The organism is Microvirga sp. (assembly GCF_014699075.1).
GTDB lineage: Bacteria > Pseudomonadota > Alphaproteobacteria > Rhizobiales > Beijerinckiaceae > Microvirga.
Genome location: NZ_JACXAB010000019.1, coordinates 13,055 through 38,566, shown reverse-complemented (window position 1 = coordinate 38,566; position 25,512 = coordinate 13,055). Strand labels below are relative to the sequence as shown.

Sequence of the window (25,512 nt, the reverse complement as noted above, 5' to 3'; positions counted from 1 at the left end):
CGGTGATCCCGATTTGAAAAGCGCTGCGCCCCACAGAATCGGGATGGCAGGGACAAGCCCGGCCATGACGTGGTGAATGTCAGCGGCTTACCTAAAGCTTCGGCCAGGGCCGCTTCTCCGGGCACATATCCTCCCAGGCTTGGGAAAGCCGGAGCACCCCCACATCGTCGAAGCGGCGGCCGATGATCTGGAGGCCGATGGGCAGGCCCGCCTTCGTATAGCCGGCGTTCACGGAGGATGCCGGCTGGTCCGACATGTTGAAGGCGACCGTGTAGCCGATATGCTCGAAGGGCTCCTCCGGATTGTGGATCGGCGACGCCAGTTCCGCCGGATAGGCCACGCAGGGCGCCACGGGCGAGATCACGAAGTCGAAGCTTTGCGTGGCGGCCACTGCCGCGTGGCGCATCATCATCATCTGGTTCATCCCGCTATAGACTTGCGAGCCTGTCAGGCTCTTGCCTCCCTCGGCCCATTGCCGGATGTAGGGCAGGATCTTTCCACGCTCTTCCTCGCTTAAAGGAGCCATGTCGGTCCAAGCGCGCTGGCGCCAGAAATCGTCGAGACCGTCGAGCATCTCGCGAGTGATGAAGGCGGGCGCCTCCTCGATGATGGCACCGGCATCGGAAAAGAGCTGCGTGGCCCGCTCGACCGCAGCGCGGATCTCCGGGTCGAGCGGCATGCCGATGCCCGCCTGCATCATCACGCCAATCCTCAGGCCCTTGAGGTCGATCCCGAGATCGAGCCAGGGCAGATCCTGGTACGGCAGGCTCATGGCGTCGCGCACATCCGGACGCGTCAGGCTCGTCATCATGAGAGCGGCATCGCGCACCGTGCGGGTCATGGGCCCGGCCACACGGCCATAATAGGTGGGGTCAATGGGGATGCGGCCGAAGCTCGGCTTCAGACCGAAGACTCCACACCACGACGCAGGCAGGCGGATCGAGCCGCCGATATCGGTGCCGATGTGGAACGGCCCATAGCCCGCGGCAGCCGCAGCGCCTGCTCCTGCCGAGCTGCCGCCGGGATTCTTCGACAGGTCCCACGGATTGCGTGTGAGCGGATGGAAGCTGGAGAGGCCCGAGGAGAGCATGCCGTAATCCGGCATGGTGGTCTTGGCGAGAATGACCACGCCATCCTCGCGCAGCCGTGCCGCCGACGGTGCATCGTCAGCGGCAGGAACGAGCGGGCGTGCAGCGGTGCCGAGCGGCACCGGCGTTCCCTTGGTGGCGATGTTTTCCTTGATCGTTGCTGGTACACCGTCGAGCGCCCTCGCCTCACCACGCATCCAGCGTTGCTCCGCCTCGGTTGCGGCGCTCAGGGCCGCCTCGGGATCGAAGGCATAGAGAGCCTGAAGCCGCGGCTCGTAAGCCTCGATGCGAGCGATGACAGCCTTCGTCGCATCCACAGGCGATATCGACTTGCGGGCATAGGCTTCAAGGAGCTGGGAAGCCGACCAGTCGGCGAGGTTCTCGGATGAATTCCGAGAGGAATGATGTGCCGACGATTGCGTGCTCAATGCGAAACTCTCCCGCTCGCGGATTCGACCGGCAGCCATGCTGAAGCCATCCTCGGGCCTGGTAAACCCGTTTTACCGCATCTCTGCGCATGGCCCTATGAAGCTGGTGCAGGGGCATGTCGGTCCGGCCTCGCCCAAACGGCTGTTTCCAGCTCTTTGGAGGCATCAGCCTTACCTTGGCGGCACAGAGCTGGGCCGATGCCTGTTATCGGCCGGGAGAGTGGAACATCATGTTCAGAATGATTTTTTGAGAGGTGATGGAATAACAACGCTCATTTGAGTGTTTATACTGAGAGACTTGGCTATTCAGCCGCTAGTTGTGCCATTACAGTATTGCAGTATGGCTGATTTCCGTTTTGGAAGTCGGCTCAACCCAGTGATCCCTTGCCATGAAGAATGGTTCCAAGGCTGCCACTCACCGAAGAAACCGGCTCCTCGCCGCTTTGGAGCTTGAAGACTTTTCTTGGCTTGAGCCCCACCTTGAAATCGTCGATCTGCCGCGGGGCAAGGTACTCTTCGAAGTAGGAGAGCCGATCAGGCACACCTACTTCCCCCATGACGCAATCGTTTCTCTCCTGACGGTTCTTCGGAGCGGCGGATCCGTCGAGATGGCCGTCTTCGGCCGGGAAGGCGCCCTCGGATTCATCAGCGCGCTCGTCACACGCCAGTCGTTCGGCCGCTACATCACTCAAATTCCTGGAACGGCGTCGCGCGTTTCCCTGGAGCGGCTGAACGAAGGCGTGGCGGAGCGGCCCAAGCTGCGGCATGCCATGTTCCGCTTCACCGAGGCGTTCTTGGCCCAGACGCTGCAGACTGTAGCCTGCAATGCCGTTCACAGCGTCGAAGCCCGATGCTGCCGATCCATCCTGACCACGCGGGATCGCACGGACCGGGATGAGCTTCCCCTGACCCACGAAACACTAGCCGAGATGCTGGGCGTTCAGCGCTCCACGGTCAGCAGCGTCACGAGCGCTCTTCAGAAAGCCGGCCTCATCGTTCAGGGAAGGGGCACGATCCGAATCACGGATCGACAAGGCCTCGAAGCGACGGTCTGCGAATGCTACCGCACAATCTGTGAGAGCTTCGAGAGGCTCCTGCCCGGTGCGCTCAGACGCGATTGATAGCGTCCGAATGGTCTGTGATGTGCAGGCCAGCACAAGAGTTTTCAATGAAAACGATTTCTTCCGAGCTTATGTCGGCTACCCAACAGACGAGGTAACTCCAGCTCAGTACCTTCAATCTTTATTAACGCAAGTTAATACGAGGAAGAAGATGAACGATACTAAGTTTCGCAAAGATGAATTTAATAACAGGGCTCTCCACCCGAGAATTTACTCACCCGCATATCAACCTTTGCTGCAGTCTCTCCTGGCGACCCTGGCCGATCTGGACTTCGACTACGAACAGGAGCGCGAGAAACTCAGCAGCACGTCACCCGACGCCACCATCAAGGATCGTGCTCTCGAGAAGCTCAAGAACCGGCATCGAGAACGCCGCGAACCGTACATTCAGCAGCTTGCCATCCTGCAGAAGCGCATGATGGATCTGAGGGCCTGATCCGATCGGCTTGAATCCGTTCGGTGCATCCCGATGCGAGGCACCGGATTTGAATAACAAAAGAATTCTGCTGGGGGCTAATGCACTCGATGAACAGGTCACACGAGTGCCATCACAAGACCTGAGCACATCACACATGCTCACGCGGGATTGTAAGCCAATGACAGAGGAAGAGATTGAGGTCGTTGCGGAAGAACTGGCCAAGATCGGGGGCGTCACCTGGTATCCGGGCAGGGAGAGGGGAACCCTGATGAGGGTCGTCTGCGATCGCTACCGTGACCGCGCCAGGGTCGCGATCGAAGCGCTGGAGCGCCACCGCGCGGCCCGACAGGCGAGCGTAGCCCAGGACAACGAGAAGCCTGCAAGTCTGCCGACAATCAGCGCGCCGGTTTCCCTCGCCAACGATGACATCCGACCGGGAGCCACCGTGATCTACCGTCCTCCCGGGGACCGCAGGGCCTATCCCTGCCGCGTGGTCGAGATCGAGGGCAACCGCGCCTATCTCGCGCCGATTCTGCGGGCTTGCACGGAGTGGGTGTCCGTCGAGCACCTGATGCCGTCCGGGACGGACGATGTCGTGGCACGCGACTGAATGACAAAGGGCGGTTCCTTTCGGAGCCGCCCTCGCCGATCAACCACCCACACGCCTACTGGGCCAGCTTGCTGTAGGTCCCGCCCTTCCAGACATTGATGTCGTATTTTGGGTCCTTGATGTCGCCCTTCTGGTCGAAGGTCACCGGACCGATCACCGTGTCGACACTGGTGCTGCGCAGGGCCTTGGCCACCGCCTTCGGGTCCGCGCTGCCGGCCTTCCTGATGCCTTCCGCGATTGCCTGGACGGTCGCGTAGGAGAACAGGGTGAAGCCCTCGGGCTCGAATCCGATCTGCTTGAACTGCGCCAGCGCCTCCTTGGCCGCCTCGCTGCGGCGGGCATCGGGCGGGAAGGTGAAAAGGGTTCCCTCAGCCGCAGGTCCTGCCACCGAGGCGAATTCCGGAGTCGCGAGACTGTCGCCCATCATGAGCTGGAACTTGTAGTTCTGATCCGCGGCTTGGCGCATGAGGAGGCCGGCCTCTGTGTGGTAGCCCCCGAAATACAGGAACTCGACACCCTGGCTCTTGAGGCGATTGACCACCGCCGTGTAGTCCTTCTCGCCGGCGTTGATGCCCTCGTACAGCACCTCCTTGACGCCTGCGCCGTTCAGCGAGGCCCGCACCACATCCGCCAGCCCTTTGCCGTAGGCGCTCTTGTCGTGAAGGATCGCAATCTTCTTCGACCCATAATTCTGCTTGATCCATGGCCCGATGAAGCGGCCCTGCGCGTCGTCGCGCCCATAGAGGCGCATGATCGTCGTCCAGCCCTGCTCCGCCGCCTTGTCGGTCATGGCCGGATTGCTGGACGCCGGGCTCATCATCAGCACGTCGGCCTCCGCATAGATCTCGGAGGCCGGGATCGAGGAACCGGAGCAGGCATGGCCATCGACGAACTTGACGCCGTCGGAAATGATGCGGTTGGCAATGGCGACGGCCTGCTTGGGATCGCAGGCATCGTCATGCACGACGATCTTGATCGTGTTGCCGTTGACGCCGCCATTCTTGTTGATGGCCTGCGCGGCCAACTCGGCGCCGTTCTTGAGCTGCTCGCCGATGCTGGCCACCGCTCCCGTCAACGGGCCCGCCACCGCGATGGTGATCTCCGCAGCCTGCGCGAAGCCAGCGCTGACCAGCAGGGACAGGGCAGACAATTGATAGGCGTATGCTCTCTTCATGGGCTTGCCTCCATGTTCGACTGTTTAGTTTCTATGCGTTGGCGTCTTGAACCAATTGTGCTCCGAACCGGCGGACCCGGAAACGGGAGATGTCGCTCGCAGATGTCTTCCCCAGAGCAAGGTCGGCCAACACCTCGCCGATGACGCTGGCGAACTTGAAGCCATGTCCCGAACATGGCGACGCGAGAACGATCCGCGGGTCGACAGGCGAGAGATCGATCACGAAATCCTCGTCCGGCGTACGGGTGTACATGCAGGCGCGCATCTGTCGAAGGGGGCCGTTCGCATCCGGCATCGCCAGCTTGAGCATCCGCCGGATCTGCGCCTCGTCGGCGGGACCGCCATCCTGCGCCAGGTCACCTGCCGTCGGCAGGACCGTTCCCTCCCGATGGGAGGCTGTCTTGACGCCGGTGCCGGCGAAATCCGGGAATCCGTAGCAGGCATCGTCTTCGGATTCGAGCAGGAAGACCGGGCAGCGATCCGGCGTGAAGAGCGAGGGCTCGAGCGGCGAGAACCAGCCGAGCACCTGACGGGTGATCTTGAGATGCGGCGTCAGCGCGGGCGCGAAGTCGCCGATCCACGCACCGGTCGCCACGATCACCGAGCCGGCCTCGATCACCTCCGTGTCTGTCCGCACCCGGATCCCCGCACCGAAGGGCTCGATGGCCACGACACGCGTGTTCATGCGGGTTTCCGCGCCCTGCTTCTCGGCCAACCGCACGAAGGACCGTATGGCCAGTTCCGGCCGAAGGAACCCGCCTTCGGGTTGGAAGAGGCCGGTCCAGTGAGACGGAACCTTGAAGCCGGGAAAACGCCGGGTGATCTCCGCCGCGGTCAACACGTCATGAGTCAGCCCGTGCTGCCTGGAGGCATCGAGGGAGCCGCTCACGATGGGAGATCCCGGATAACCCGCTTCGAGAACACCCGTCACCGTCAGGATCGTTTCGCCGGAGACGTCCTCCAGCTCGCGCCATTTCTCCAGGGCCCGCCGCACCAGAGGCACGTAGGACGGGTGCTCGAAATAGGACAGGCGGATGATCCTGCTCTCGCCGTGCGACGATCCCCTGTCATGGCCTGGTTCGAACTGCTCGATGCCGACGACGCGGTGACCCTGGCGGGCCAGGTTGAACAGAGCAGCGCTGCCCATGGCGCCGAGCCCGATCACCGCTACATCGAATGTCTTCATCGACTTCCCTTCACCGCCTACTGCGCAGGATGGCGGGCATCGCGGCTGATACGGTCGACAGCGTAAAGCCTTCTGCACCCCTGCCAACCCATATTCACGTTCTTGCACGGCGCTTCAGCCGGAAAAAGAGGCTTGGAGGGAACCCTTTCGGTGCACTTGCGATTCCCCGTCCATCGAATGAGGAGAAACGACATGAGCCGCGGCTTTCCATCCATGACAGCGCTTCTGGGCCTTCTGGCCGTTGCCGGTTACCAGAACAGGGACAAACTTGCCGAGATGCTCGGCGGCGCCTCGGGCAACCGGACCGGTTTGCCGGGAGGAGCGGGCCAGCAGTCGGGCGGAATGGGCGGGCTCGGTGGCCTTCTCGGCGGCGGAGGCCTGGGCGGGCTTCTGGGTGGCCTGAGCGGCAATGCGAGCCCCGGCGGCCTGGTGAGCGGCGGCCTGGGTGAATTGATCAACAGCTTCCGCCAGAACGGCCATGGCGACACGGTCGATTCCTGGGTGGGCACCGGTCCCAACAAGGAGGTTGCACCGGACCAACTGGAGCACGCTATCGATCCCGACGTGCTCGCGACGCTGACGCAGCAGACCGGGCTTTCCCGCGAGGAGCTTCTGTCTCGCCTGTCGAGGGAGCTGCCAAAAGCGGTGGATCAGTACACACCCAACGGGCGCGTTCCGAGCGAGCAGGAATTCTAGTCGAACTGCTTCACCGGATTCATCGTGTACAAGCGCTGCGCTCCCGGCCCAAATCCGGGGCGCAGTCGATCTTTTGACACTCCTGAGAGCGGCGCCGGCGACGGGCAGACTATCCTTCTTGAGGTGTGATCGCTGTGACTTGAGAAACTCTACCCTTTTGTCCTGGTCGCCTACCCCCATCGTTTTCCCCGACGCGCCTCGCAATCGGATAGGCTTCTCCCGCTTCGTCAAAGGGCGGAGTGAGGGAGAAGCTGATGCATACGGATCGGTTTGTCGTCTTCAAGTTTCAGGGCGAGTGGCTGGTCACCTACGCGGACCGAAAGCAGACGGCGTTTGCAACATGGCAGGACGCGGAGCGCTCTGCGTTCGATGCCGCCGACAGTCTCGCTTCCAGCGGCCATGCCGTTTCCGTCCTCATCTTACCGGATGAAGCCGAGGCAACGACTCCGCTTCCGGACAACAGCGCACAAAGGGCGAGTTTGAACTGACTCGAAACATTCTATCGCACTCAAGGCGTCAACCCTGGGGATAAAGGGCGCTTTAGGTCCATGCCTCCTGACCAAGGCCAGCCTGCCGCAAGCTTGGGCATTCAGTTGCCACAATTGTATGCCCAAAAGCCGAGATTGTTCGGATTGTTCATTGGAGAGGATTGTGATTGCAGCCTACAATCTCGACGAGATGGTCGACCTCCTTGCGCTCAATCGCCCGTTTGAGGGTCCTGTCGGCCAGACCATGGCCGGCAAAGTCGCGACGCTAACTCTTCGGGACGCGGTCACCCTGGTTGTCGAGGATTGGGCCGATGACAAGTTCCGGCAGCTGAGCGCCGTCATCGTGAGGCCCTCCGGACCTGCAATCCGGGGCCTCGAGGAGATCAAGGATCTTTATGCCATGGCGGAGGCCGCTCCGGCCTCCTGACGGGCCCTGCCGCCCCTCCGCGGCCGGCGAATTTGGACCTTGACGAAAGCACCCTGTTCGCGTCTATTGCGCCACCTGCGAAGCGGGATCCCGATCCTGCCTTTTCGCCTGGAGACGTGGCCGAGCGGCTGAAGGCACTCGTTTGCTAAATGAGCATACCCCAAAAGGGTATCGAGGGTTCGAATCCCTCCGTCTCCGCCACTAACTCATTGAAATCATTGAGCTTTTTATCTCACAGGGATAATTCCAGGGATAATAAGCTTGGGATTCAGTGGAAAGAGTTGTGGTAACTGCGGGGATAACCCGGTTCGTAAATCCTTGCGCCGCTTAGGAAATCCGACCATCGGGCCTCTTGCTCATGAGCGTCCTAGCTTGCCCGGCGCATGACTCAACAGTGCCTTACCCTCAGTACGAGCAGACGCTATCGGCGGGAAGACACCGATAGCCAAAACCAATCACCACAGTTCCGTTTCCGAGTTACAATCTTTCGTTGGCGCGCTTGAAAGCGGCCGCGCAAATGAGCCTGTGAATAATTCACCTGTTATTTGAAGCACATAGGGGCTCTGGGTACGCCTGGAGGATGAACAATATTTTGAGATAATGAGATAAAATGAATGAGTTGGCTCTTTTCGCGGGCGCTGGTGGAGGAATACTCGGAGGCCATCTGCTCGGATGGCGAACAATTTGCGCAGTCGAATGGAACGCCCACGCCGCAAGCGTACTTGCCGCTCGACAGAATGACGGACTTCTCCGGCCCTTCCCGATCTGGGATGACGTTCGCACCTTTGACGGACGCCCTTGGTGTGGCCGTCTTGATGTCGTTTCTGGCGGCTTTCCCTGCTAGGATATCAGTGCCGCGGGGCGTGGAGCTGGCATCAATGGAGCGCGCAGCGGGCTCTGGCGAGAAATGGCAAGGATCGTTCGCGAGGTACGACCACGCTACGTCCTCGTGGAAAACTCCGCAATGCTCACTTCTAGAGGGCTTGGACGAGTTCTCGGAGACTTGGCCGAGATGGGGTTCGATGCGGAGTGGGGTGTCGTATCTGCAGCCGACACCGGCGCTCCCCATTTACGAGAGCGCATCTGGATTGTGGCCCACGCCAACAGCAGTGACTGCAACCGGCGGCGCAGCCCTGTGCAAATGGGGCGGATCGGGAGCACGGGCGAAGTTGCGCACCATGGTTTCCGAAAAGGAGCTGAATGGCCCACTGAACCCGGAGTGGGTATCTTGGCTCATGGGGTGGCCGCGCGGGTGGAGCAGCTTACAGCCCTTGGGAACGGACAGGTTCCAAGAGTGGCAGCAGCAGCATTTACTATTCTCGCTGGACGCGCAGCAGGAGGCGGCCTGACATAAGTGACCTCGACGAGATCCAGCGCGTCAGTACTGACGACATCCTCTCCCGCTTGCGACAGGAGGAAGCTGCGCGTGCCGAGCAAATCAGGATGTGGCGCCGCAACGCCTGTGGCGGGAGCATCCAGGAGGCTGATCACTACCACCGCCTGGCGAGCGATGCAGCGTTCGAGATCGCCCGGCTGCGGCTCAAGCTGCGCGAGGCCGCGATCTCATACGAGATTTCGGGGTGACGTATGGGTCGAGGCGGTCAACCGCCTCTCGCACCGTCTGAGCATAATTTCGGTTTAGCTGAGCTGTGAGAGGAGCATGCTGATTTCTCATGAGCACTAAGCGCCCGTCTAGGCCCTTAGCTCCCGTGGGAATGCCACCAAGGAGAATGAGTTGCTGTGAGTGCTGGTCGATCAGCCCGTAAGCCCTCAAAATCGCTTTGACGGTTTCGACGTCGAGTAGCCCAAGTTTAGAGATTAGTTCAGGCATCACCCGAACCAAATTCCCAACGTTCGGAGTGTAGAAAGAATCCTCGCCATTGACGCTGCCGAGGGTCTTTGCATTCGCAAGCAGCATCTCTTCGATAGAAATCAGCTCAGCTCGCAGTGCGGCAGCAACTGAGCGCGCGTCGGCGCTGCGGAGCGCATCATCCCTCCGCCGATTTAGGTAAGCATTGAAAAGCGCGCCCAGCAGCAGGGCGATCAGACCAATTGCGGACCCAGTTAGCGACCCCACGAAGGCAGCGGCTCCGCCCGAAAGCCCCTGTAACCACTCAAACATACTTCGCCCCAGACCAATATTCTTGGGACGCGCCGGGCCCAGCGCGCCGCCGCCGAAGCGGCTCCCTTATCCCTGGGACCAAAGTGAATGGAAGGCCCGCCCGGGAGCAGATGCCCAACCATTGGTTGTCCCCTCTCTCACGCCCGAAGCGTTACGAGCTGGGCCTTCCCTGCTTTGAGAAAGGGCGCAGTCCAATCAAGCCGTTGCCGGCTCCCCTAGCGCTATCTCGGGCCAAAGCAGCGATCACATTGGTCCATTCTCAGGGATAATTCCAGGGATAATTGAAGGACATCGAGGGGTAGCCCAGGGTAAGGGGCCATTGAGTTCATTATGTATTTTGGCCCTGAGTTACCCTCCAAATACCCTGGAAAGTGTACGGAGGGGGTTCGAAGCCCTCCGTCTCCGCCATTCCGTTGATCTAAATTCTTCTACTTGTTGACTTATTCCTCAAGTCCGCAGGGTGGGCGCCGACAGTAGCTTAAGGCCAAAGTTTCCTAACAGAACTGCCTTGGCTCAAATCATCAAACCACCAATGTCTCAGCAGTAGGCAACCTCGTTTCCGACAGCGGCTACCCCTCTGAAATGGTGACTATGTTCTTTAAGTGGAGGATGGGCCGCTAGACCATCGCTGCCCCGGCCAAGGCGATCAGATTCGGCCACGACCGTCCAGAAGCGGATATGGGGGTGTCTGGGACCAGCATGCTGGGACTCGAATCCAGAGCTCTTTGATTAAAAGTCAGATGGTTGGATGGAGCTGTTTTCCAGCTGTTCAGCGCCCCGGCAGAGGACCAGGATCTTCGTAGTTTTCGGCAGCGCGGCGCGCGAGGGTGATGGCCGCAGTGTCGCTAAACTCTACTTGGAAGTCCTCCCGAGCCGATTCAAGAAATCGGTTGAGGGTAGAGGGTCCGAAGAAGTGCATCGGGATCATCAGCGGAGCATTGATTGCCCGCAGCACCTCCATCATGTCGAACGTCTCCAGCGTGTAACCACCATCCACCGGCACCAGCAGAACATTGATGCGCCCTAGCTTCTTCAAATGCTTGGGCGAGAGGGTGTGGTGCAGGTGACCCAAATGAGGGATGAATAGCTGGGCGGTCTCAAACACGAAGATAGAGTTGCCATTGTATTCCGTCGCTCCACAATAGCTGCGGATGTTCGTTGGCACATTCCTGATGCGCACATCCTGCACGGTCAGGTCCTGGACGGCAGGCCCTCCGGCGGGGTTCCAGCCCTTGAGCACATGTTTGATTCCCGGATCCGGACGTAGCTGAAGTGGGTGGAGTGCGCCTTGTTCATCGTGGCCACGTCGGGCGTGACGCGCGGATGTGTGCCATCGCTGTCGTCGGTGGCGATCCGTACTCCCTGCGGTATCCCGATCAGGAAGGTGGCGTGGCCCACGAAGGTAAGGTCAACCTCGTCTTGGCGCAACGCAGCCCATGACAACAGAGTGTCTCGGAAGGCAATCGGGCCAGGGCAGCTTTCCGACTCCGCCCAAGTAGCAGACAACCGCGCGCTCAGGCCTAGCCATGCAGCAACCGCACAGGCGATTTGCATCAATCTTATCATCGGCGCCTCCACTGTCCTAGATCAGGAAAGTCGTAAACCTCCAGGATGCCGGCGGAACATTGAAGATGAAGGCATTGGAAGTCGCCAGACCACAAGCCGATGGCTCACATGGTCTCTCGCGCCGCAAATGATTCCCTCCGGCCGCTACCACGATAAGACGAGAGCCCCCGACATCAGAGGCCTTCAGGCAAGGGGCGCACGCTGCGGCGCCAAGAGGATGGCCTGCTCAAGGGCCTCAAGCATGCTCCGCTCGTCAGCCCGGCCCGTTCCGGCGATATCGAAGGCTGTGCCATGGTCAACGGACGTGCGGATCACGGGCAGCCCCACGGTGACATTGACGCCGTCCTCAATACCAAGGACCTTGACCGGGCCGTGGCCCTGGTCGTGGTACATGGCGACCACGAGATTAAAGTCGCCGCGTTGGGCGCGGAAGAACAGGGTATCAGCCGGAAGAGGGCCTTCGACATGGAGGCCGCGCGCCTGGAGGGCCTGCACGGCTGGCTCTATCTTCTGCTCTTCTTCACCACGGCCGAACAGTCCGTTTTCGCCGGCATGAGGATTGATCCCGCACACCCCGATGCGGGGGCTGGCGATCCCCGAGCGCACAAGGGCCTCGTGTCCGCGCAGAATGGTCCGTTCGACCACCCCCGGCTCGATTTTCGCAATGGCATCGATCAAGCCGATGTGGGTGGTCACGTGGATGACGCGCAACTTCGGTGTCATCAGCATCATCGAGACTTCCGGCGTACGCGTCAGTGCCGCTAGGATTTCGGTATGGCCCGGGAAGGGATGCCCTCCTGCGTGGAGCGCCTCCTTGTTGAGCGGGGCCGTGCAAATGGCATCAACCTCATTTACTGAGGCTAGTGCGACCGCCCGCTCAATGTACCGGAATGCCGCATCGCCCGCGAGCGGGGACAGCTTGCCCCAAGGCAAATCATACGGAATCAGGCCGAGATCGATGCAATCAACCGATCCATACTCGAACGCAGCCTCCTGCGGACCTGACGCAGGTCGAACTATCAGGGAGGATCCGACGATCTCACCGGCCTGCCGCAGGCGGTTGACATCTCCAATGATCAGGGGGTTACACCGCTCGTAGACCTGCCGATGAGCAAGCGCCTTCATGATGATCTCGGGACCGACACCGGCCGCATCGCCCATTGTGATCGCTATGACAGGCTGATTCATGCACGCATCCCTCTCTCCAAGAGATTACATTACTCGCTCACTGCAGAATTGGAACGACTGCTCCGACGACCTTGCAGGGCTGCGCGGCACCGTTTCAAAGTCGCAGGATCGCCAAAGGCCCCGGCCTTTGTGATCACCGGGATGGCAATAGCACCGGTCGATACTCCAAGGGATGCTCCGGGCTCGATCTCGCCCTGGATTCTCAACCCTGATATGCCAGCCCGATCCAGAATCGCTCGTGCCGTCTCGCCACCGGTCACAATAAGCCCGCCAACCTGGGACAGGCGCGGGGCAATCAGCTCCGCCAAAGCCGCAGCAAGCTGCGGCCCTTCCTGTAAGTTGATTACCTCACCCCTAATCGTGACCGCGACGTCTGACCCCGATGTCAAAGCCGCATCCAGTGTTCGCGCATAGAACTGCACTTGGTCTAGGGCATTGCTCTCCCGTAGAGCTGACGGCAGAATGGTTAGGGATATGACGCCCTGTTCCTCTGCCAGCGCATCAAACTGCGTGTGTGACACACTGGATGCACTGCCCACGACAGCAAGAATGGGCCTTGCCGCCGCCCATATTGGGACTGATGAGGGAACGACCTCCCCCTCCCTGGCCGTAACGAGAGCCCGCATCAGGCCTGCAGACCCGACCCAAAGCGGCTTTCCCGGCAGCATGAGTGATGCGGCCGCAACTGTGAGCAGATCGTCGTCTGTCTCAGCATCGCACACAACAACATCGCACCCGACTTCTGCCGACTTTGCGAGCCGCGCCTTGAGTGCCTCTGAACCGAGCGCGACCTGCTCGAGAGTGGCCATTCCGACCCTGAACCCTGCATCCTCAAGGATAGCCCGCAGATCGCCGGAACCTGCCAAGCCCGCCTGTTTCCAGAGGCCTGTGTTCCCGAGCGGGGTGCCGTTGACGAACACCTGCCCGTTGATCGTAGCGCGTCCCGTTCCCGGGAAAGCGGGTGCAATAATCACAAGGGGCGGATGCCCAAGCACATTGGTTGCGACTTGACGGATATGGGCAAGCTCCAATGGCCAGTTGCCACGCAAAGTAGAGTCAATCTTGTGGTAAAGGATGCGTGTGCTCTTGCTGTAGAGCTGTTGGACAACTCCTATGACGGCGGCTCCGGCCTCCTGGGCCGTCATGGCCCGTGAGTTCACATCGACTGAAACAGCAGTTGCACCGCCCGGATCGGCTTTCGCATCGAGGAGAACCACCGTGTCGGCGCCCACCGTGGCGCAAGAAACGGCGCAATCTGCGGCACCAGTCAGGTCGTCAGCAATGATAAACGTTTCAGTCATCGGCGTCCGGCTACCCCAGCCTCTAGAGACATACTTACTAGTACATCGATTCTGAACTGCCGATCAGGCTCGTGAGGGATTGCATTGCGCTTTGGCGCCCTCGCGGTAACTTCGAGCCAGGATCACGGTGGTGGAGCCATCATGGCTGGAAGGCAATGGGTCCGTGTTCGCTCCCAAGTGGGACAGAAGCCGCCTGAACCGGAGAAGGTGGCGATTACCGCCGCCTGCGAGCGCTTTCTGGCCGAGGTGCTGCGCCCGCGCTTCCTGCCCGAGATCCGGCCCAGTACCGCGTTCAACTACCCGGTGGCCATCCTGGGTAAATGGCATGGCAACAAATACCGCTTCCTGCAGCGCTTCCGCTGCGATGATCCAGACGCGCTCGAGCCCGAGTTCGATTCGCCGTTTGCGCGTCTGGAGTATGTTGGCCGCGACTGTTTTGATGTGTCCTGGTATCGCCATACGGGCGAGTGGTGGTGTCTTCACCGCTCGGTCTCCCTCACCGAGGCCTTGCGGCTGATCGAGAGCGACGGCCATCTGCACCCGGTGTGACGCGCCGTTGCGCCCCATGGGCTGGAACAAGGAGGCGCGATGTCCCGTGCGACTGTGTCCGTTCTGCCTCTCACCGCGGCAGATCACTCTCTCCTGAGCACGCTCGCCCAGGCGCGCACCGCTCCCCGTCACCATGCCGAGCGCGCCGGCATCGTGCTGCAGTTGGCGACGGGCCGAAGCGTGCGTGAAGCCGCAACCCGGCTTGCTCTCAGTCGGCAGCGGGTGAGACGCTGTGCCAGGCGAGCCGCAGCGGTCGGGGTCATCCGCGCACTGGACGACTTGCCCCGCTCCGGACGCCCGCGCCAGATCACGCCGGCGGCGCGGCTGTGGCTGGTCGGGCAAGCGTGTGCCCAGCCCAAGGCCCTGGGCTATCCTCATGAACTGTGGACCTTGCGGCTTCTGGCCAGCCATGCCCGTCGCCTCGGGCCCGCGGCCGGCCACCCCTGCCTGGCCACTCTGGTGCCGAGCACGGTTCGGGCCATTCTCCAGGAGCAGGAGGTCCGGCCGCACAAGGTCCGTTACTATCTGGAGCGGCGTGATCCTGCCTTCGATGAGCGCCTGGCGGCGGTGGTTGAGGTCTATCGGGCCGCGCAACAGCTCCAGGATGTCGCGCCGGAGGGGCATCGGGTGGCGATCCTGTCCTATGATGAGAAGCCGGGGCTGCAGGCGCTTGCTCCTACTGCCCCGGACCGGCCGCCGCAGCCGGGCCGGTATCCAACAGTTCAGCGGGATCATGAATACAAACGGCTGGGCACCGTGACGCTCAGCGCTGCGGTGGACCTGGTCTCAGGTGTCGTTCATCACGCTCTCACACAACGCCATCGCAGTTGCGAGTTCGTGGCCTTTCTGCGCCGCCTCGATGCGAGCTATCCGGCCGAGTGGCGGATCCGTCTGCTCCTGGACAACCATTCCGCCCATCGCTCGCGGGAGACCCGCCGCTTTCTGGACAGCTGTCCCGGGCGGTTCGAGCTGGTATTCACGCCCAAGCACGCCTCGTGGCTCAACTATGTCGAGACGTTTTTCTCCAAGATGGCCCGCTCGGTGTTGCGCCACATCCGCGTCGCCAGCCGGCAGGAGCTGTGCGAGCGGATCACCGCTTTCATCCAGGCCTGCAACGACACCCCGGTTGCTCCAAAATGGTCCTACGGCTTGGGCACCCCTGAAGCGCGTGCAGCCCCATGAACTGCTTCGAGAATTCAAAAACGATGTACTAGCCACAGATGAACTCGTAAGACGGCAACGTTCGAGTGCGCTGATGGCGTGGCACTGTCGCGGTGGTGCCTTCAGCATTCACTCCGTAGACCTGAAACACACGCTTGGCCAAGTCTAGACCGACTGTGGTAACTCCCATGGTGGAGAGTTCCTTGCTCGAGTTTGCCTGATAGCAATCTATCCTGACACTCAGATTCTGTCAGTGGCAGCCATCCATCTCATCTGCTTATAAGATTGGACAAGTGGCTCCTCCAGGAACGCTAAGGGTCAAGGAGTAACCAACCGCAGATGGAATGAAGGTCCGATCACCGCCTCATGAGCAGATCAAAGCGTTTCTTCCGAGATGTGCCAGATGCTGACACCAAGGGGGCAAACGTCCGGCGGACTGCTGTTCGAGAGACCTAGCGCAAACTGGGCATAATTCCACGTACGTCTCGTAGCAACGCATGTTGGCATAGACCTCCGGGAGCTTCGATGCAGGATGCACCGGCGAGTGGAGCTCACCAAGAAGATCCGGGGCATTCGGCTATGCCGCGGCATGGGCAGCAGGACGGATGCCTCCAACGCCCCATTTCTTGACATCACCGTCCCAGCGCAGCGCAGCGCAGGACATCATTCGGCAGCGATCCTTGAACGCGCATCCGCACGAGTGTCTGATGGAACAGCCAGGATTGCTCTGTCGAGCGTTTCCGTCTCAGGTTCATCCCTTGGCCCGACGAAGCGGCTGAACATGCGACTGAACAGGCGCGACAGGTCATCCATGAGGATGAAGAAGGCCGGCACGAACACCAGTGACAGCAAGGTCGAGACGATCAGTCCCCCGATCACCGCGATGGCCATCGGTGCGCGGAATTCACCGCCCGCACCCAGCGCCAGAGCGCTCGGCAGCATGCCGGCAGCCATGGCAATGGTCGTCATCACAATCGGCCGCGCCCTTTTGCGTCCGGCATCAATGATGGCTGTTTTGCGGTCCACACCTTTCGCCACCTCCTCGATGGCGAAGTCGACCAACATGATGGCGTTCTTGGTCACAATGCCCATCAGCATCAGGAAGCCGATCACCACCGGCAGGCTGATCGCTTTCTGCGTGATCACCAGGGCCATGATCGCGCCGCCGATCGACAAGGGCAGCGAGAGCAGGATCGTGAAGGGTTGCAGGAAGTTGGCGAACAGAAGGATCAGCACGCCCAGCACCATCATGATGCCGGCTCCCATGGCCTTGCCGAACGAGGTGAAGACCTCCGTCATGACCTCGGCGTCACCCGTCTGCTTGATCGTGACGCCCGGCGGAAGATTTTTGACCGTCGGCAGGTTGTAGATGGCCTCCAGCACCTCGCCGAGCGCATCCGTGCCCCGCATGTCGGCTTCAAGCGCCACGCGCAAGGAGCGGTCATAGCGGTCGATGGAGGTCGGTCCCTGACCGAACGAGATGTCGGCGACAGCCGAGAGCGGAACGGCAGCGCCGTCCTTGGCCGGGACCTTGAGGATATCGATCAGCGCTCGGTCGCCGCGTACCGCCTCGGGCAACTGGACGCGGATCGGGATCTGCCGGTCGCCGGCATTGAACTTGGCGAGATTGGCCCCGACGTCACCGATGGTTGCAACCCGCACCGTCTCGGACAGCACGTCCGTCGACACCCCGAGCTCCGCCGCTAGGTCCGGCTTCGGGCTGATGCGGATCTCGGGCCGGTCGAGTGGCGCCGTCGACATGGGATTTTCGACAGTCGGAATGCTCGCCATCTCGCGCTGGAGCTTGGCCGCGGTCTCAACCACCACGCCTTGGTCGGGTCCGCTGACAATGAGCTGAAGTCCGCGTTGTCCGCCCTCTCCGAGGACGAAGAAGCGGATGTCCGGCACGTCGCGGAACTCCTCGACAATACGGCCCTCGAACTGGCGTTGCCGCAGGGACCGATCCTCCTTCGGCACGAGGTTGACCGTGAAGGTCGCCAGCCGCACCTCTTTCTTGCCGGGAAGCTGGAGGCCGCCGTTCACGAACACCGACCTGACCTCGGGCATGGCGCGCAGGCGCTCCGCGAGCCGGTCGCTCACCTGCTGCGTATCGCTCAGTTTCGATCCGGGCGGCAGCTCGGCCACGAAGAGGGAGCGGGAGATATCCTCCTCCGGCAGGAACGCCGACGGCAGGAGATTGGTCGACCAGAGCGATGCTCCGAAAATGCCGAGCCCAAGGATGAAAGTGATGAACTTGTGCCGGACGGACCAGCCGACCAGGCGGGTGTATGCCCGCATGACGAACCCGTCCTTCTGCTCGACATGTTTGTGCGGCCGCATGAAATAGGCCGCCATCATCGGGGTGATCAGCCGGGCCACCAGAAGCGAGATCAGGACCGCGGCCGCGACGGTGAGCCCGAACTGCTTGAAGTACTGCCCGGCGATGCCGCCCATGAAGCTGACTGGGGCGAACACGGCGACGATGGTGAACGTGATCGCAATCACCGCCAAGCCGATCTCGTCCGCCCCTTCAAGCGCGGCACGGTAGGGCGACTTGCCCATGTGCATGTGGCGCACGATGTTCTCGATCTCGACGATGGCATCGTCGACCAGGATGCCCGTCACCAGGGTCAGCGCCAGAAGGCTCACCAGGTTGAGCGAAAAGCCCATGGTGCTCATGATCCAGAAGGTGGGCAGCACCGAGAGCGGCAGGGCTATGGACGCGATCAGGGTAGCGCGCCAGTCGCGCAGGAAGATGAACACTACGATGACGGCCAGGATGGCGCCCTCGATGAGCGTGTGCATGGCGGATTCGTAGTTGCCCACCGTATAAGCAACGGTGTCGTCGATCAGGTCGAAGCGCACGTCGGGATGAGCCTGACCCAACTCGGCGACTTTGGCGGCGACTGCCTGGCCTACTGTGGCGTCGCTGGCGCCGGTTGCGCGTGTGACCGCAAAGGCGACAACCGGTTGACCGTTGAACCGCGCGAAGGTGCGCGGCTCTGCGGCGGTGTCGGTGACGGTTGCCAGTTCATCGAGGCGAACCTTTCGATTGCCTGGGAGAGTGATGCTGGTCGACGCGAGGTCTCCAAGTGTTTGCGCGGCACCTAGGGTCCGGATCGACTGCTCCTGCCCGCCAACCTCGCCGCGTCCGCCGGCAAGATCGACGCTGGTCAGGCGCAGCTGCCGGTTGACATCCGCAGCCGTGATGCCGAGCGCCAGCAATCGATCAAGCTTCAGCTCGATCCGGATCTCGCGCTCGACCCCGCCCACTCGTTCAACGCGCCCGACACCCTGGACGCTCTGAAGCTGACGCGCCACAACATCATCGACGAACCAGGACAGTTCTTCCGGCGTCATGGCGGGGCCGGAGGCGGCGTAGGTGACGATCGGGAGACCGGCGATGTCCAAGCGCTGAATGACAGGCTCGTCGATGGTGCGTGGCAGGTCGGAGCGGATCTTGGCAACCGCATCCTTCACGTCATTGACGGCCCGATCCGAGTTGATTTCGAGCCGGAACTCGATGGTCGTGGTGGAGATGCCTTCCGAGATCGTCGAGGTGATGTGCTTGACGCCGTTCACGCCGGCAACCGAGTCCTCAACCCGCTTGGTGACCTGGTTCTGGAGCTCGGACGGCGCAGCGCCGGCTTGCGTTACCGAGACCGTGACGAGCGGAACGTCGATGTTCGGGAACCGCGTGATCGGCAGCCCCTGGAAGCTGAAGACGCCCAGGATCATCAGGACGATGAACAGGACGAGGGACGGGATCGGCTTTCGGATCGCCCAGGCGGAGACGTTGAGCTGCATCACCGGGCTCCTTCGGCCTGCGCCGACTCGGCCAAGACCGGCCGGACCACATCGCCGTCGCGCAGGAAGCTGCCGGCCCGGGTCACGATCAGGTCGCCCGTGCTGACACCCTCGACCTGGACGAAGCCGTCTGCTGAGAGCCCGGTGCGGACCTGGCGTGTCTCGATGCGTTCATTGACTACGATCTGGACTGCTGCGCCCTTGGCGCTGTAGAGCACGGCACTGAGCGGAACCGCCACCCCCGTGGTCCGAGCCAGCTCGACGGTGCCCCGGGCAAAGGCTCCGATGCGCAAGGCGGGATCCCGAGGCAGGGCGATCCGTACCCTGCCGAGGCGGGTGGTGCGATCAACCTCCGGAGAGATGTTGCGCACACGCCCCTCGATCGTCCGGCCTCGGTCGATGCTCACCTGAGCGGGAGCGCCCTCGCGCAGGCGAACGAGTTGTGTCTCCGTCACCTCCCCTTCGAGTTCGATCTCGCCGTTCGCGATGATGCGAAAGAGCGGGTCGCCTGCGGCGGTCGCGGTGGCGCCGACCTTGGCGTTCTTGCGAGAGATGATCCCCGCTTGGGGAGCCTTGATCGCGGCACGGGCGAGGCGAACCTGAATCTCCCGTTTCTGCGCCTCCTCGGACTGCCTTTCAGCTTCGGCGATGCGCAGGCCGTCGCGGGCGGCGGCAAGGCGCCCTTCCGCGGCCCGGGCCGCGGAGACCCGCTGTTCAAGCTGGGCTTCTGTCGTGTTGCCGCCTTTGATGAGCGATCGCGTACGCTCCAGGGCCTGGGCTGCCTCGACCTGTGCGGCCTCGGCCTGCACGATCTGGCTGCGGGCTTGCGCGACCCCCGCCTCGGCTCGGGCAGAGGAGGCCGTGTTGCGGGCCAGTTCCGTTTCGAGGAGATCGGTCGCCAGACGGGCCAGAACCTGCCCCTTCGTGACCGCATCCCCCTCCTCGACCAGAATGTCCGTGATGCGCAAACCCTCCAGTTCCGGGGCGACCAGAACCTCCTCGCGCGGAACAAGCGTTCCGGTGACCACCGCCCGCTCCGTGATCTCCCGTTCCGCGATGCGCGTCACGGACACAGCGGGCGCAGGAGCGCCCTGCGGCTGCGCGGCCAACGCTGCCAGCGGGAGAAAGACCATGGCAGCCGCCACACTGTGCAACCTGCGCATCATGACACCCTTATCTCCGGCACCCGATGTCAGGTGCGTGTTAGGTTGATCTTCCCGGCAAAGGCCGCCTCGATGACAGCCATCAGGCTTGCGACCCCGCGCTCGGCATCCAGCGTGGCATCCACGGCCCGACGCACGAACAGGCCGTTGGCAATGGTCACGATCAAGGACGCGAGCACCTCCAGGTCAACCTCCGGAGCGATAGCCCCATTGGCCTGCGCCTGCCGGAACAAGGCGCACATGCGCTCGCAGATATCCCTGTCGAACGCCTCCGACATGGTGGCGAACGATCGGTTGCGGGTCGCCTCAGCCCAGATCTCCAGGCAGAGCACCGCCCGCTCCCGCGGCTCCTCGGCAAAATGCTTGTGGGCAATAGAGCGCAAGGTAGGCAGGAGGTCACCCGGCCAGGACAACGCAGCGAAGTCCTCACCGATCCGGGCACGGTCCCTCTCGGCGAGAGCCAGAACGACGGCATCCTTCGAGCCGAAGTAGCGGTAAAGATTACCAGGGCTCATTCCAGCCTCGGCAGCCACGTCCTGCATGGTGGTGCGGTGAAAACCGGAGCGGACGAAGCAGCGCTCGGCGGCATTGAGGATGCGCGTCTGACGCTCGGCAGATGGATCCGCCTTCGGGTCGAGGAGAACTTGCTGATCTGCCATGAGGCACAATGTTTCGAAGTTACGAGAATGAACGTTCATTCTCATGTATTCATCAGTCGGCGCAGGGTCAACCCACACCTAGTAAAATCCGGCGGCTGTCGAGTGGCCTGATCTGCCCCGGATTAAATTTCACAGTCATGGTCGGTTGAGAGTTTGTTGGTCACTAAAAATGAAACCCTCGGTCGGCCTGTGCTGGATTTGCTTCTATCAAAACGAAGGTAGCGACGGCATCAAGGTGCCCGATTTCGCTTTCCTCCACCGAGCAAGTTAGACTGGGAAGGACTTCTCTGGGTCGCGTCTCTGAAACTCACCTGCCCTACAGGAAGGCCGGTGTTCCTTAGGTAGGCGGACGTCCGCTGTGCTTCAGTTCAGAGGCAAAAGCGGCCCTTCGGCATTTCTGGCATGGCGCTACCGCGAAGACCGGCAGATCTACGTCCAGGCCGATGTCAACACTTGCGCTCAATCGCGATAACGCAACGCATCAACGAGAAGGGCGAAGGCTGGCGTGGGTTGCCGACCGCCTGGATAGTAGAGGTGATAGCCTGAAAACGGGCGGATACCGATCCGCCAGCACCCGAATGAGGCGTCCACTCTTGAGGAGTGCCTGCACGTGATCCTAGACCAAGGACTCTAATCCGAACCCCACCAATGTCGCGTTTAGGATCGGAGCGGTGTTGCTGAAGACGAACCGAACCATGTGGCGGACTCCGTCTCCGCCATTCCCTTCCCCGATCCTCTGCCCCTCTTGTCGAGCAAAGCTGGAAGCCATGCCCCAAGTCGACGGGGTGAAAGGGTGAGTTCAGCCTTTCACGCTCACGACGCCCGTCGCCACACCCGGACAGGACAGAACGAACTCCGAGTGCAAGCGGGTGTGCTCGATTCCGCTCACGACCGTGCAGCCCTTCAGGTCAGGTCTCGTGGCGATGTACTCGACCGCGGCTTCCTCATGCCTGACACCGGTTACTGATACGGGCACGATCCCGCGGCGCTGCTCGCACATGGTCTGCACCGCCTCGGAAATGGCGTATGCAGCCACCAGGATTGTTGGCTCTCCGGGTCTCTGGAAGACCTGGTAGCCGCCGCCGCATCGCGTCTCGACCTTGTACGCCGGTGTCGCCACGTAGTACGAGAGCGATCCGGGAGCCGTTCCTCGGGCACAGCCTGAGACGGATGCGGCCAGGACCGCAGCGAGAATCAAGGGCAGAGTCCGGGCGAGCATCGGTTCCTCGGAGTAGGAGCAGGGTCAGCCCTCCTAGCAGCAATTGCCGAGCTTGTCTTGTGGGCCTGTGCTCCCAGAAGCCGATGGGCTGTGCTAATCCGGCGCGGGAGAGGCAACACATGAGCGGGATGAGGCCATGATGGACATTCGGCGCATCGGCGTCGCTGCGCGATACAGCGATCTCGTGATCATCGGGAACACGGCCTATTTCTCGGGCTATGTCCCTGAGACCACGCTTGATGGATCCGTTGCGGAGCAGACCCGTGACATTCTCGGGCAGATCGAGCAGTCGCTGGCCGAGATCGGCAGCGACAGGTCGAAGCTCCTGCAGGCGACGATCTGGCTCGCCGACATGGCATCCTATGAAGAGATGAATGCCGTGTGGGATGCCTGGGTTGTTCCGGGGCAGGCTCCGGCCCGGGTCTGTGTCGAGTCCAAGCTGGCGGATTCCGACTACAAGCTTGAAATCCAGGTCATTGCCGCCCTTTGAGGCCGCATAACGTTACGCCCGCTCAGCCCTGGAATTGGCCTTGGCCAGCGCATTCATGCGCTTGCGCTCGTAGTGCTTGGCCAGCCGCAGATGGCGCCAGGTGGCGTAGTTCATGGCGATCAGGAAGCCGTAGGTGCCGCGCAGAACATGCAGCCTCCCGAAATAGGCTTTCAGGAAGGCGGCGGGGAACTCGAAATAGACCCGCCATGTGGGGATCGAGATGCCTCTCACCTCGAAGTCGACGGCCTGCTGATCCGTATAGCTGTTGAGCTTGGCGAGCTGATCCCCGAGGGATCGCACGGACCGGTGGTGCACGAGGCCCTTCAGCTTGCCGGTCTTCGTGTCCGGCTTCAGTTCGACCCGGTCATGAACGAGCGACGAGGAATACCGGCCGGCATCCCGACGGTAGAGCCGGACCGGCGCGACGCGGTAGGCCAAAGGGTGCGGAGCCGCCTCCCCCGGGAAGGTTTCCGCAATCCAGATTCCGTAGGCCTGGCAGGGAGGCTCCCCCTGGGCGAACAAGGCGCGTATTTCGGCCAGAAGCTCCGGCGACACTACCTCGTCCGCATCGAGGTTCAGGAGCCATTCGTGCCGGCACTGATCCTCGGCGAAGCGCTTCTGAAGGCCGTAGCCTGGCCATGGATTGTAAATGACGCGGGCGCCGAGTTCCTCGGCCACCGCCTGAGTTCCATCGGTCGAGCCTGAGTCGACAACAACCAAATCATCCGTCAGCCCGCGAATGGCGCGGATGGTCGCGCCGATCCGGTCGGCCTCATTCTTGGCAATGATGAAGACGGAGACAGGAAGCATGGCGGGTGCCTAGCCGCCCTACCGGTTGATGGCAAGAGCCTTGAATCGCTCAGCAATAGGCGGCTGGGCGATTGTTCAGGCCTGTGCTATCAATCCCTCAGCCTCGAGGGCGTGCTTCACCATCGGGCGGGCGGAGACCCGGGTCATATAGGCGGTCACGGCCGGATGGGCCGAGAGGTCGATGCGGTGAAAGCGGCTCCAGCTGAGCACGGTGAAACAATAGGCGTCGGCGACGGTGAAATGCTCGCCGGCCAAGTAGGACCGCTCCCGCAGGCACTGATCGAGATAGGCAAAGCGACGCTGGAGGTGGCTCACGGCCAGTTGCCGGGCCTTCGGCGGCATCGGGGCGGTCCAGAGCGGATCGAAGCCCTTGTGAAGCTCCGCGCCCGTGAAGTCGAGCCACTCCTTGACGCGGTAGCGCTCCAGGGATCCCAGTTTCGGCAGGAGGCGGGCGGCAGGCACCTGATCGGCCAGATACTCGAGGATCACCGGCACCTCGGCCAGAATGTCGCCGCTGTGAAGGGCGAGCGCCGGAACATAGCCCTTCGGATTGATCCTGATGTAGTCCCGGCCGGAAGCCGTCGTTTGGGTTTTCAGGTCGACCTTGTCATACTCGATCTGCAGACCGGCTTCGCAGGCGATAATCCTTGGCGCGAGAGAACAGGCTCCAGGCGTGTAGTACAGCTTCATCGTGACCCTTCTTCCCGAGCCCCAGCGGGAATTAAAAATTATAACGTAACACGATGACTAATTCCTACGTCATACGATGGCGCTTTCAAGGCACCTTAGACTAATGGATACAGTATTTCACAGGCCAGTTGCAGGCTCACCCAGAAGCTCTCCTGCGTGGGTTCGCTCCGCAGCCTTGATATGCTTTCGGACACGAAGCTGCGCCAGCAGGGGGAAGTGGTCCGATGCGACGCGGGCCAAGGGGGTTCTCACAGGCCCGGCATCGATCACCTCGATCGATTTGGTGACGAAGACGTGATCGAGGCGCAGCACCGGTGCGCGGGTGTGAAAGGTCGGCTGCGGCTCGCCGAAGGAGTTTGAGAGCTGGGCGTCCTGCAGCCTGTCGGCGATCAGCCGGTAGGATCGTGAAAGGGGCGGCGCATTGAAATCCCCCAGCAGCACCGCCGGCTCGCCGCAATCGGGATGGCCGATCCAATCCCGTCCGACGAGAGCTGCCGCCTGGGTTCGCCTTTCCCCCGAGCGGAGGGAGAGATGGGCGTTGACCACTTGGATCGTCTGCCCGTCGATCTCCACGGCCACCCAGAGGGCGCTGCGCTTCTCGAAGGAGGGTCGCGTCGACTGGGTGGGGAGCCGTCCCGACTTCACCACCCGCGAGGAGTGGCGCGTCAGGACTGCAATGCCGTACTGCTCGCCCAGGATGCGGATTGTGGGCTGGAAATGCAGGTCCATGCCGAGAGCCGAGGCCACGGTTGCGGCCTGATCCACCTCCCCTGCCCGCGCCCGCCCGACGCGCACCTCCTGCAGGGCAACGATGTCCGGCTGGCAGGATGCGATGACCTCCGCAATCCGGGTCGGGGAAATCTGCCTGTCCGTGCCGAGCCAGCGGTGGACGTTGTAGGTGAGGATCCGAAGGGTTTGCCCCGGGTTTTCGGTGTGCTTCAAAGGTTCGTACCGGCTCAATTATCGTTACAGGTAAAGGCACCGCCCCGCTCGGCACAAGCCAAAAGGTCCAATTGCCAAGAGGCCCAAGGGCGCGGCGTATGTGGCAAACGTGTCGGATCAATGACTCTGCTTAAAGCCCGGTTCCAGGGCTCGGCAGGTCTTGAAGGCGAGGTTTTCGAAGGCGCTTGACCTTCCCATGATTGGAAGGA

At 61.8% G+C, this 25,512-nt stretch carries 22 protein-coding genes, 1 tRNA gene and 2 pseudogenes; 12 read left to right on the top strand and 13 right to left on the bottom strand.

Going from position 1 to position 25,512, the window contains the following annotated elements:
- Positions 1 to 91: 91 nt before the first annotated feature.
- A complete protein-coding gene (locus tag IC232_RS20390) occupies positions 92 to 1,555 on the bottom strand; it encodes an amidase (protein ID WP_190846792.1) in 1,464 nt (487 codons plus the stop codon).
- A gap of 350 nt (positions 1,556 to 1,905) precedes the next feature.
- On the opposite strand from IC232_RS20390, the gene IC232_RS20385 reads away from it, so the two are divergent.
- The 3 genes from IC232_RS20385 (at position 1,906) to IC232_RS20375 (ending at position 3,665) form a co-directional block, all read left to right on the top strand.
- Positions 1,906 to 2,637: a Crp/Fnr family transcriptional regulator gene (locus IC232_RS20385; protein ID WP_190846791.1), complete on the top strand. Its 732-nt coding sequence runs from the start codon at positions 1,906 to 1,908 to the stop codon at positions 2,635 to 2,637.
- A 151-nt stretch (positions 2,638 to 2,788) separates the two neighbouring features.
- Positions 2,789 to 3,073 (top strand): hypothetical protein, encoded by a 285-nt coding sequence (locus tag IC232_RS20380; RefSeq protein ID WP_190846790.1) that lies wholly within the window; start codon positions 2,789 to 2,791, stop codon positions 3,071 to 3,073.
- A 160-nt stretch (positions 3,074 to 3,233) separates the two neighbouring features.
- Positions 3,234 to 3,665: a hypothetical protein gene (locus IC232_RS20375; protein WP_190846789.1), complete on the top strand. Its 432-nt coding sequence runs from the start codon at positions 3,234 to 3,236 to the stop codon at positions 3,663 to 3,665.
- 55 nt (positions 3,666 to 3,720) lie between these two features.
- Here the strand turns inward: IC232_RS20375 and IC232_RS20370 are convergent, their stop codons facing one another.
- Both IC232_RS20370 and solA read right to left on the bottom strand, forming a co-directional pair.
- Entirely contained in the window at positions 3,721 to 4,839 is a 1,119-nt protein-coding gene (locus IC232_RS20370) for a branched-chain amino acid ABC transporter substrate-binding protein (protein ID WP_190846788.1), read from the bottom strand.
- 31 nt (positions 4,840 to 4,870) lie between these two features.
- Positions 4,871 to 6,025 carry an N-methyl-L-tryptophan oxidase gene (solA, locus tag IC232_RS20365; protein ID WP_190846787.1) on the bottom strand — a complete coding sequence of 385 codons (1,155 nt, stop codon included), beginning with the start codon at positions 6,023 to 6,025 and terminating at the stop codon, positions 4,871 to 4,873.
- A 192-nt stretch (positions 6,026 to 6,217) separates the two neighbouring features.
- Between solA and IC232_RS20360 the strand changes: the two genes are divergently transcribed.
- The 6 genes and pseudogenes from IC232_RS20360 to IC232_RS20335 all read left to right on the top strand — a co-directional run bounded on the left by IC232_RS20360 (position 6,218) and on the right by IC232_RS20335 (position 9,220).
- A complete protein-coding gene (locus tag IC232_RS20360) occupies positions 6,218 to 6,721 on the top strand; it encodes a YidB family protein (protein WP_190846786.1) in 504 nt (167 codons plus the stop codon).
- A gap of 254 nt (positions 6,722 to 6,975) precedes the next feature.
- Positions 6,976 to 7,209, top strand: a complete 234-nt coding sequence (locus IC232_RS20355; RefSeq protein WP_190846785.1) for a hypothetical protein — start codon at positions 6,976 to 6,978, stop codon at positions 7,207 to 7,209.
- Positions 7,210 to 7,372: 163 nt separating this feature from the next.
- Positions 7,373 to 7,636 carry a hypothetical protein gene (locus IC232_RS20350; protein WP_312895207.1) on the top strand — a complete coding sequence of 88 codons (264 nt, stop codon included), beginning with the start codon at positions 7,373 to 7,375 and terminating at the stop codon, positions 7,634 to 7,636.
- Positions 7,637 to 7,746: 110 nt separating this feature from the next.
- Positions 7,747 to 7,837 (top strand) — tRNA-Ser (locus IC232_RS20345).
- Between the two features lie 409 nt (positions 7,838 to 8,246).
- Positions 8,247 to 8,990: pseudogene (locus tag IC232_RS33315) on the top strand (DNA cytosine methyltransferase).
- An 89-nt stretch (positions 8,991 to 9,079) separates the two neighbouring features.
- Positions 9,080 to 9,220 (top strand): hypothetical protein, encoded by a 141-nt coding sequence (locus IC232_RS20335; RefSeq protein ID WP_190846783.1) that lies wholly within the window; start codon positions 9,080 to 9,082, stop codon positions 9,218 to 9,220.
- Between the two features lie 1,307 nt (positions 9,221 to 10,527).
- Here the strand turns inward: IC232_RS20335 and IC232_RS32490 are convergent.
- From IC232_RS32490 to IC232_RS20315, 3 genes and pseudogenes are all read right to left on the bottom strand, one after another.
- Positions 10,528 to 11,312 (bottom strand): annotated as a pseudogene (locus IC232_RS32490) (MBL fold metallo-hydrolase).
- Positions 11,313 to 11,507: 195 nt separating this feature from the next.
- Positions 11,508 to 12,512: a 4-hydroxythreonine-4-phosphate dehydrogenase PdxA gene (pdxA, locus tag IC232_RS20320; RefSeq protein WP_190846780.1), complete on the bottom strand. Its 1,005-nt coding sequence runs from the start codon at positions 12,510 to 12,512 to the stop codon at positions 11,508 to 11,510.
- Between the two features lie 29 nt (positions 12,513 to 12,541).
- Positions 12,542 to 13,813, bottom strand: a complete 1,272-nt coding sequence (locus IC232_RS20315; RefSeq protein WP_190846779.1) for a four-carbon acid sugar kinase family protein — start codon at positions 13,811 to 13,813, stop codon at positions 12,542 to 12,544.
- Positions 13,814 to 13,954: 141 nt separating this feature from the next.
- On the opposite strand from IC232_RS20315, the gene IC232_RS20310 reads away from it, so the two are divergent.
- Together IC232_RS20310 and IC232_RS20305 are read left to right on the top strand one after the other, a co-directional pair.
- Complete coding sequence (locus IC232_RS20310; protein ID WP_190846778.1) at positions 13,955 to 14,362, top strand: hypothetical protein; 408 nt, start codon at positions 13,955 to 13,957, stop codon at positions 14,360 to 14,362.
- Positions 14,363 to 14,401: 39 nt separating this feature from the next.
- Entirely contained in the window at positions 14,402 to 15,544 is a 1,143-nt protein-coding gene (locus IC232_RS20305) for an IS630 family transposase (protein ID WP_190846777.1), read from the top strand.
- A gap of 642 nt (positions 15,545 to 16,186) precedes the next feature.
- Here the strand turns inward: IC232_RS20305 and IC232_RS20300 are convergent.
- The 4 genes from IC232_RS20300 to IC232_RS20285 all read right to left on the bottom strand — a co-directional run bounded on the left by IC232_RS20300 (position 16,187) and on the right by IC232_RS20285 (position 22,371).
- A complete protein-coding gene (locus IC232_RS20300; protein WP_190846776.1) occupies positions 16,187 to 19,330 on the bottom strand; it encodes an efflux RND transporter permease subunit in 3,144 nt (1,047 codons plus the stop codon).
- Positions 19,330 to 20,493, bottom strand: coding sequence for an efflux RND transporter periplasmic adaptor subunit (locus IC232_RS20295; RefSeq protein ID WP_190846828.1), 1,164 nt, complete (start codon positions 20,491 to 20,493; stop codon positions 19,330 to 19,332). The genes IC232_RS20300 and IC232_RS20295 overlap by 1 nt, the downstream gene beginning before the upstream one ends.
- Before the next feature lie 29 nt (positions 20,494 to 20,522).
- On the bottom strand, positions 20,523 to 21,152 hold the full coding sequence (locus IC232_RS20290; RefSeq protein WP_246812309.1) for a TetR/AcrR family transcriptional regulator: 630 nt from the start codon (positions 21,150 to 21,152) through the stop codon (positions 20,523 to 20,525).
- A gap of 799 nt (positions 21,153 to 21,951) precedes the next feature.
- Positions 21,952 to 22,371, bottom strand: a complete 420-nt coding sequence (locus tag IC232_RS20285; RefSeq protein ID WP_190846774.1) for a hypothetical protein — start codon at positions 22,369 to 22,371, stop codon at positions 21,952 to 21,954.
- Between the two features lie 139 nt (positions 22,372 to 22,510).
- Here IC232_RS20285 and IC232_RS20280 point away from each other — a divergent pair, with 139 nt between their 5' ends.
- Complete coding sequence (locus IC232_RS20280) at positions 22,511 to 22,861, top strand: RidA family protein (RefSeq protein ID WP_190846827.1); 351 nt, start codon at positions 22,511 to 22,513, stop codon at positions 22,859 to 22,861.
- 12 nt (positions 22,862 to 22,873) lie between these two features.
- On the opposite strand, the gene IC232_RS20275 is transcribed toward IC232_RS20280, so the two are convergent.
- The 3 genes from IC232_RS20275 to IC232_RS20265 all read right to left on the bottom strand — a co-directional run bounded on the left by IC232_RS20275 (position 22,874) and on the right by IC232_RS20265 (position 25,303).
- Positions 22,874 to 23,671 carry a glycosyltransferase family 2 protein gene (locus tag IC232_RS20275; protein WP_190846773.1) on the bottom strand — a complete coding sequence of 266 codons (798 nt, stop codon included), beginning with the start codon at positions 23,669 to 23,671 and terminating at the stop codon, positions 22,874 to 22,876.
- A 75-nt stretch (positions 23,672 to 23,746) separates the two neighbouring features.
- On the bottom strand, positions 23,747 to 24,361 hold the full coding sequence (gene gstA / locus IC232_RS20270) for a glutathione transferase GstA (protein ID WP_190846772.1): 615 nt from the start codon (positions 24,359 to 24,361) through the stop codon (positions 23,747 to 23,749).
- Between the two features lie 117 nt (positions 24,362 to 24,478).
- Complete coding sequence (locus tag IC232_RS20265) at positions 24,479 to 25,303, bottom strand: endonuclease/exonuclease/phosphatase family protein (RefSeq protein ID WP_190846771.1); 825 nt, start codon at positions 25,301 to 25,303, stop codon at positions 24,479 to 24,481.
- Positions 25,304 to 25,512 lie beyond the last annotated feature (209 nt).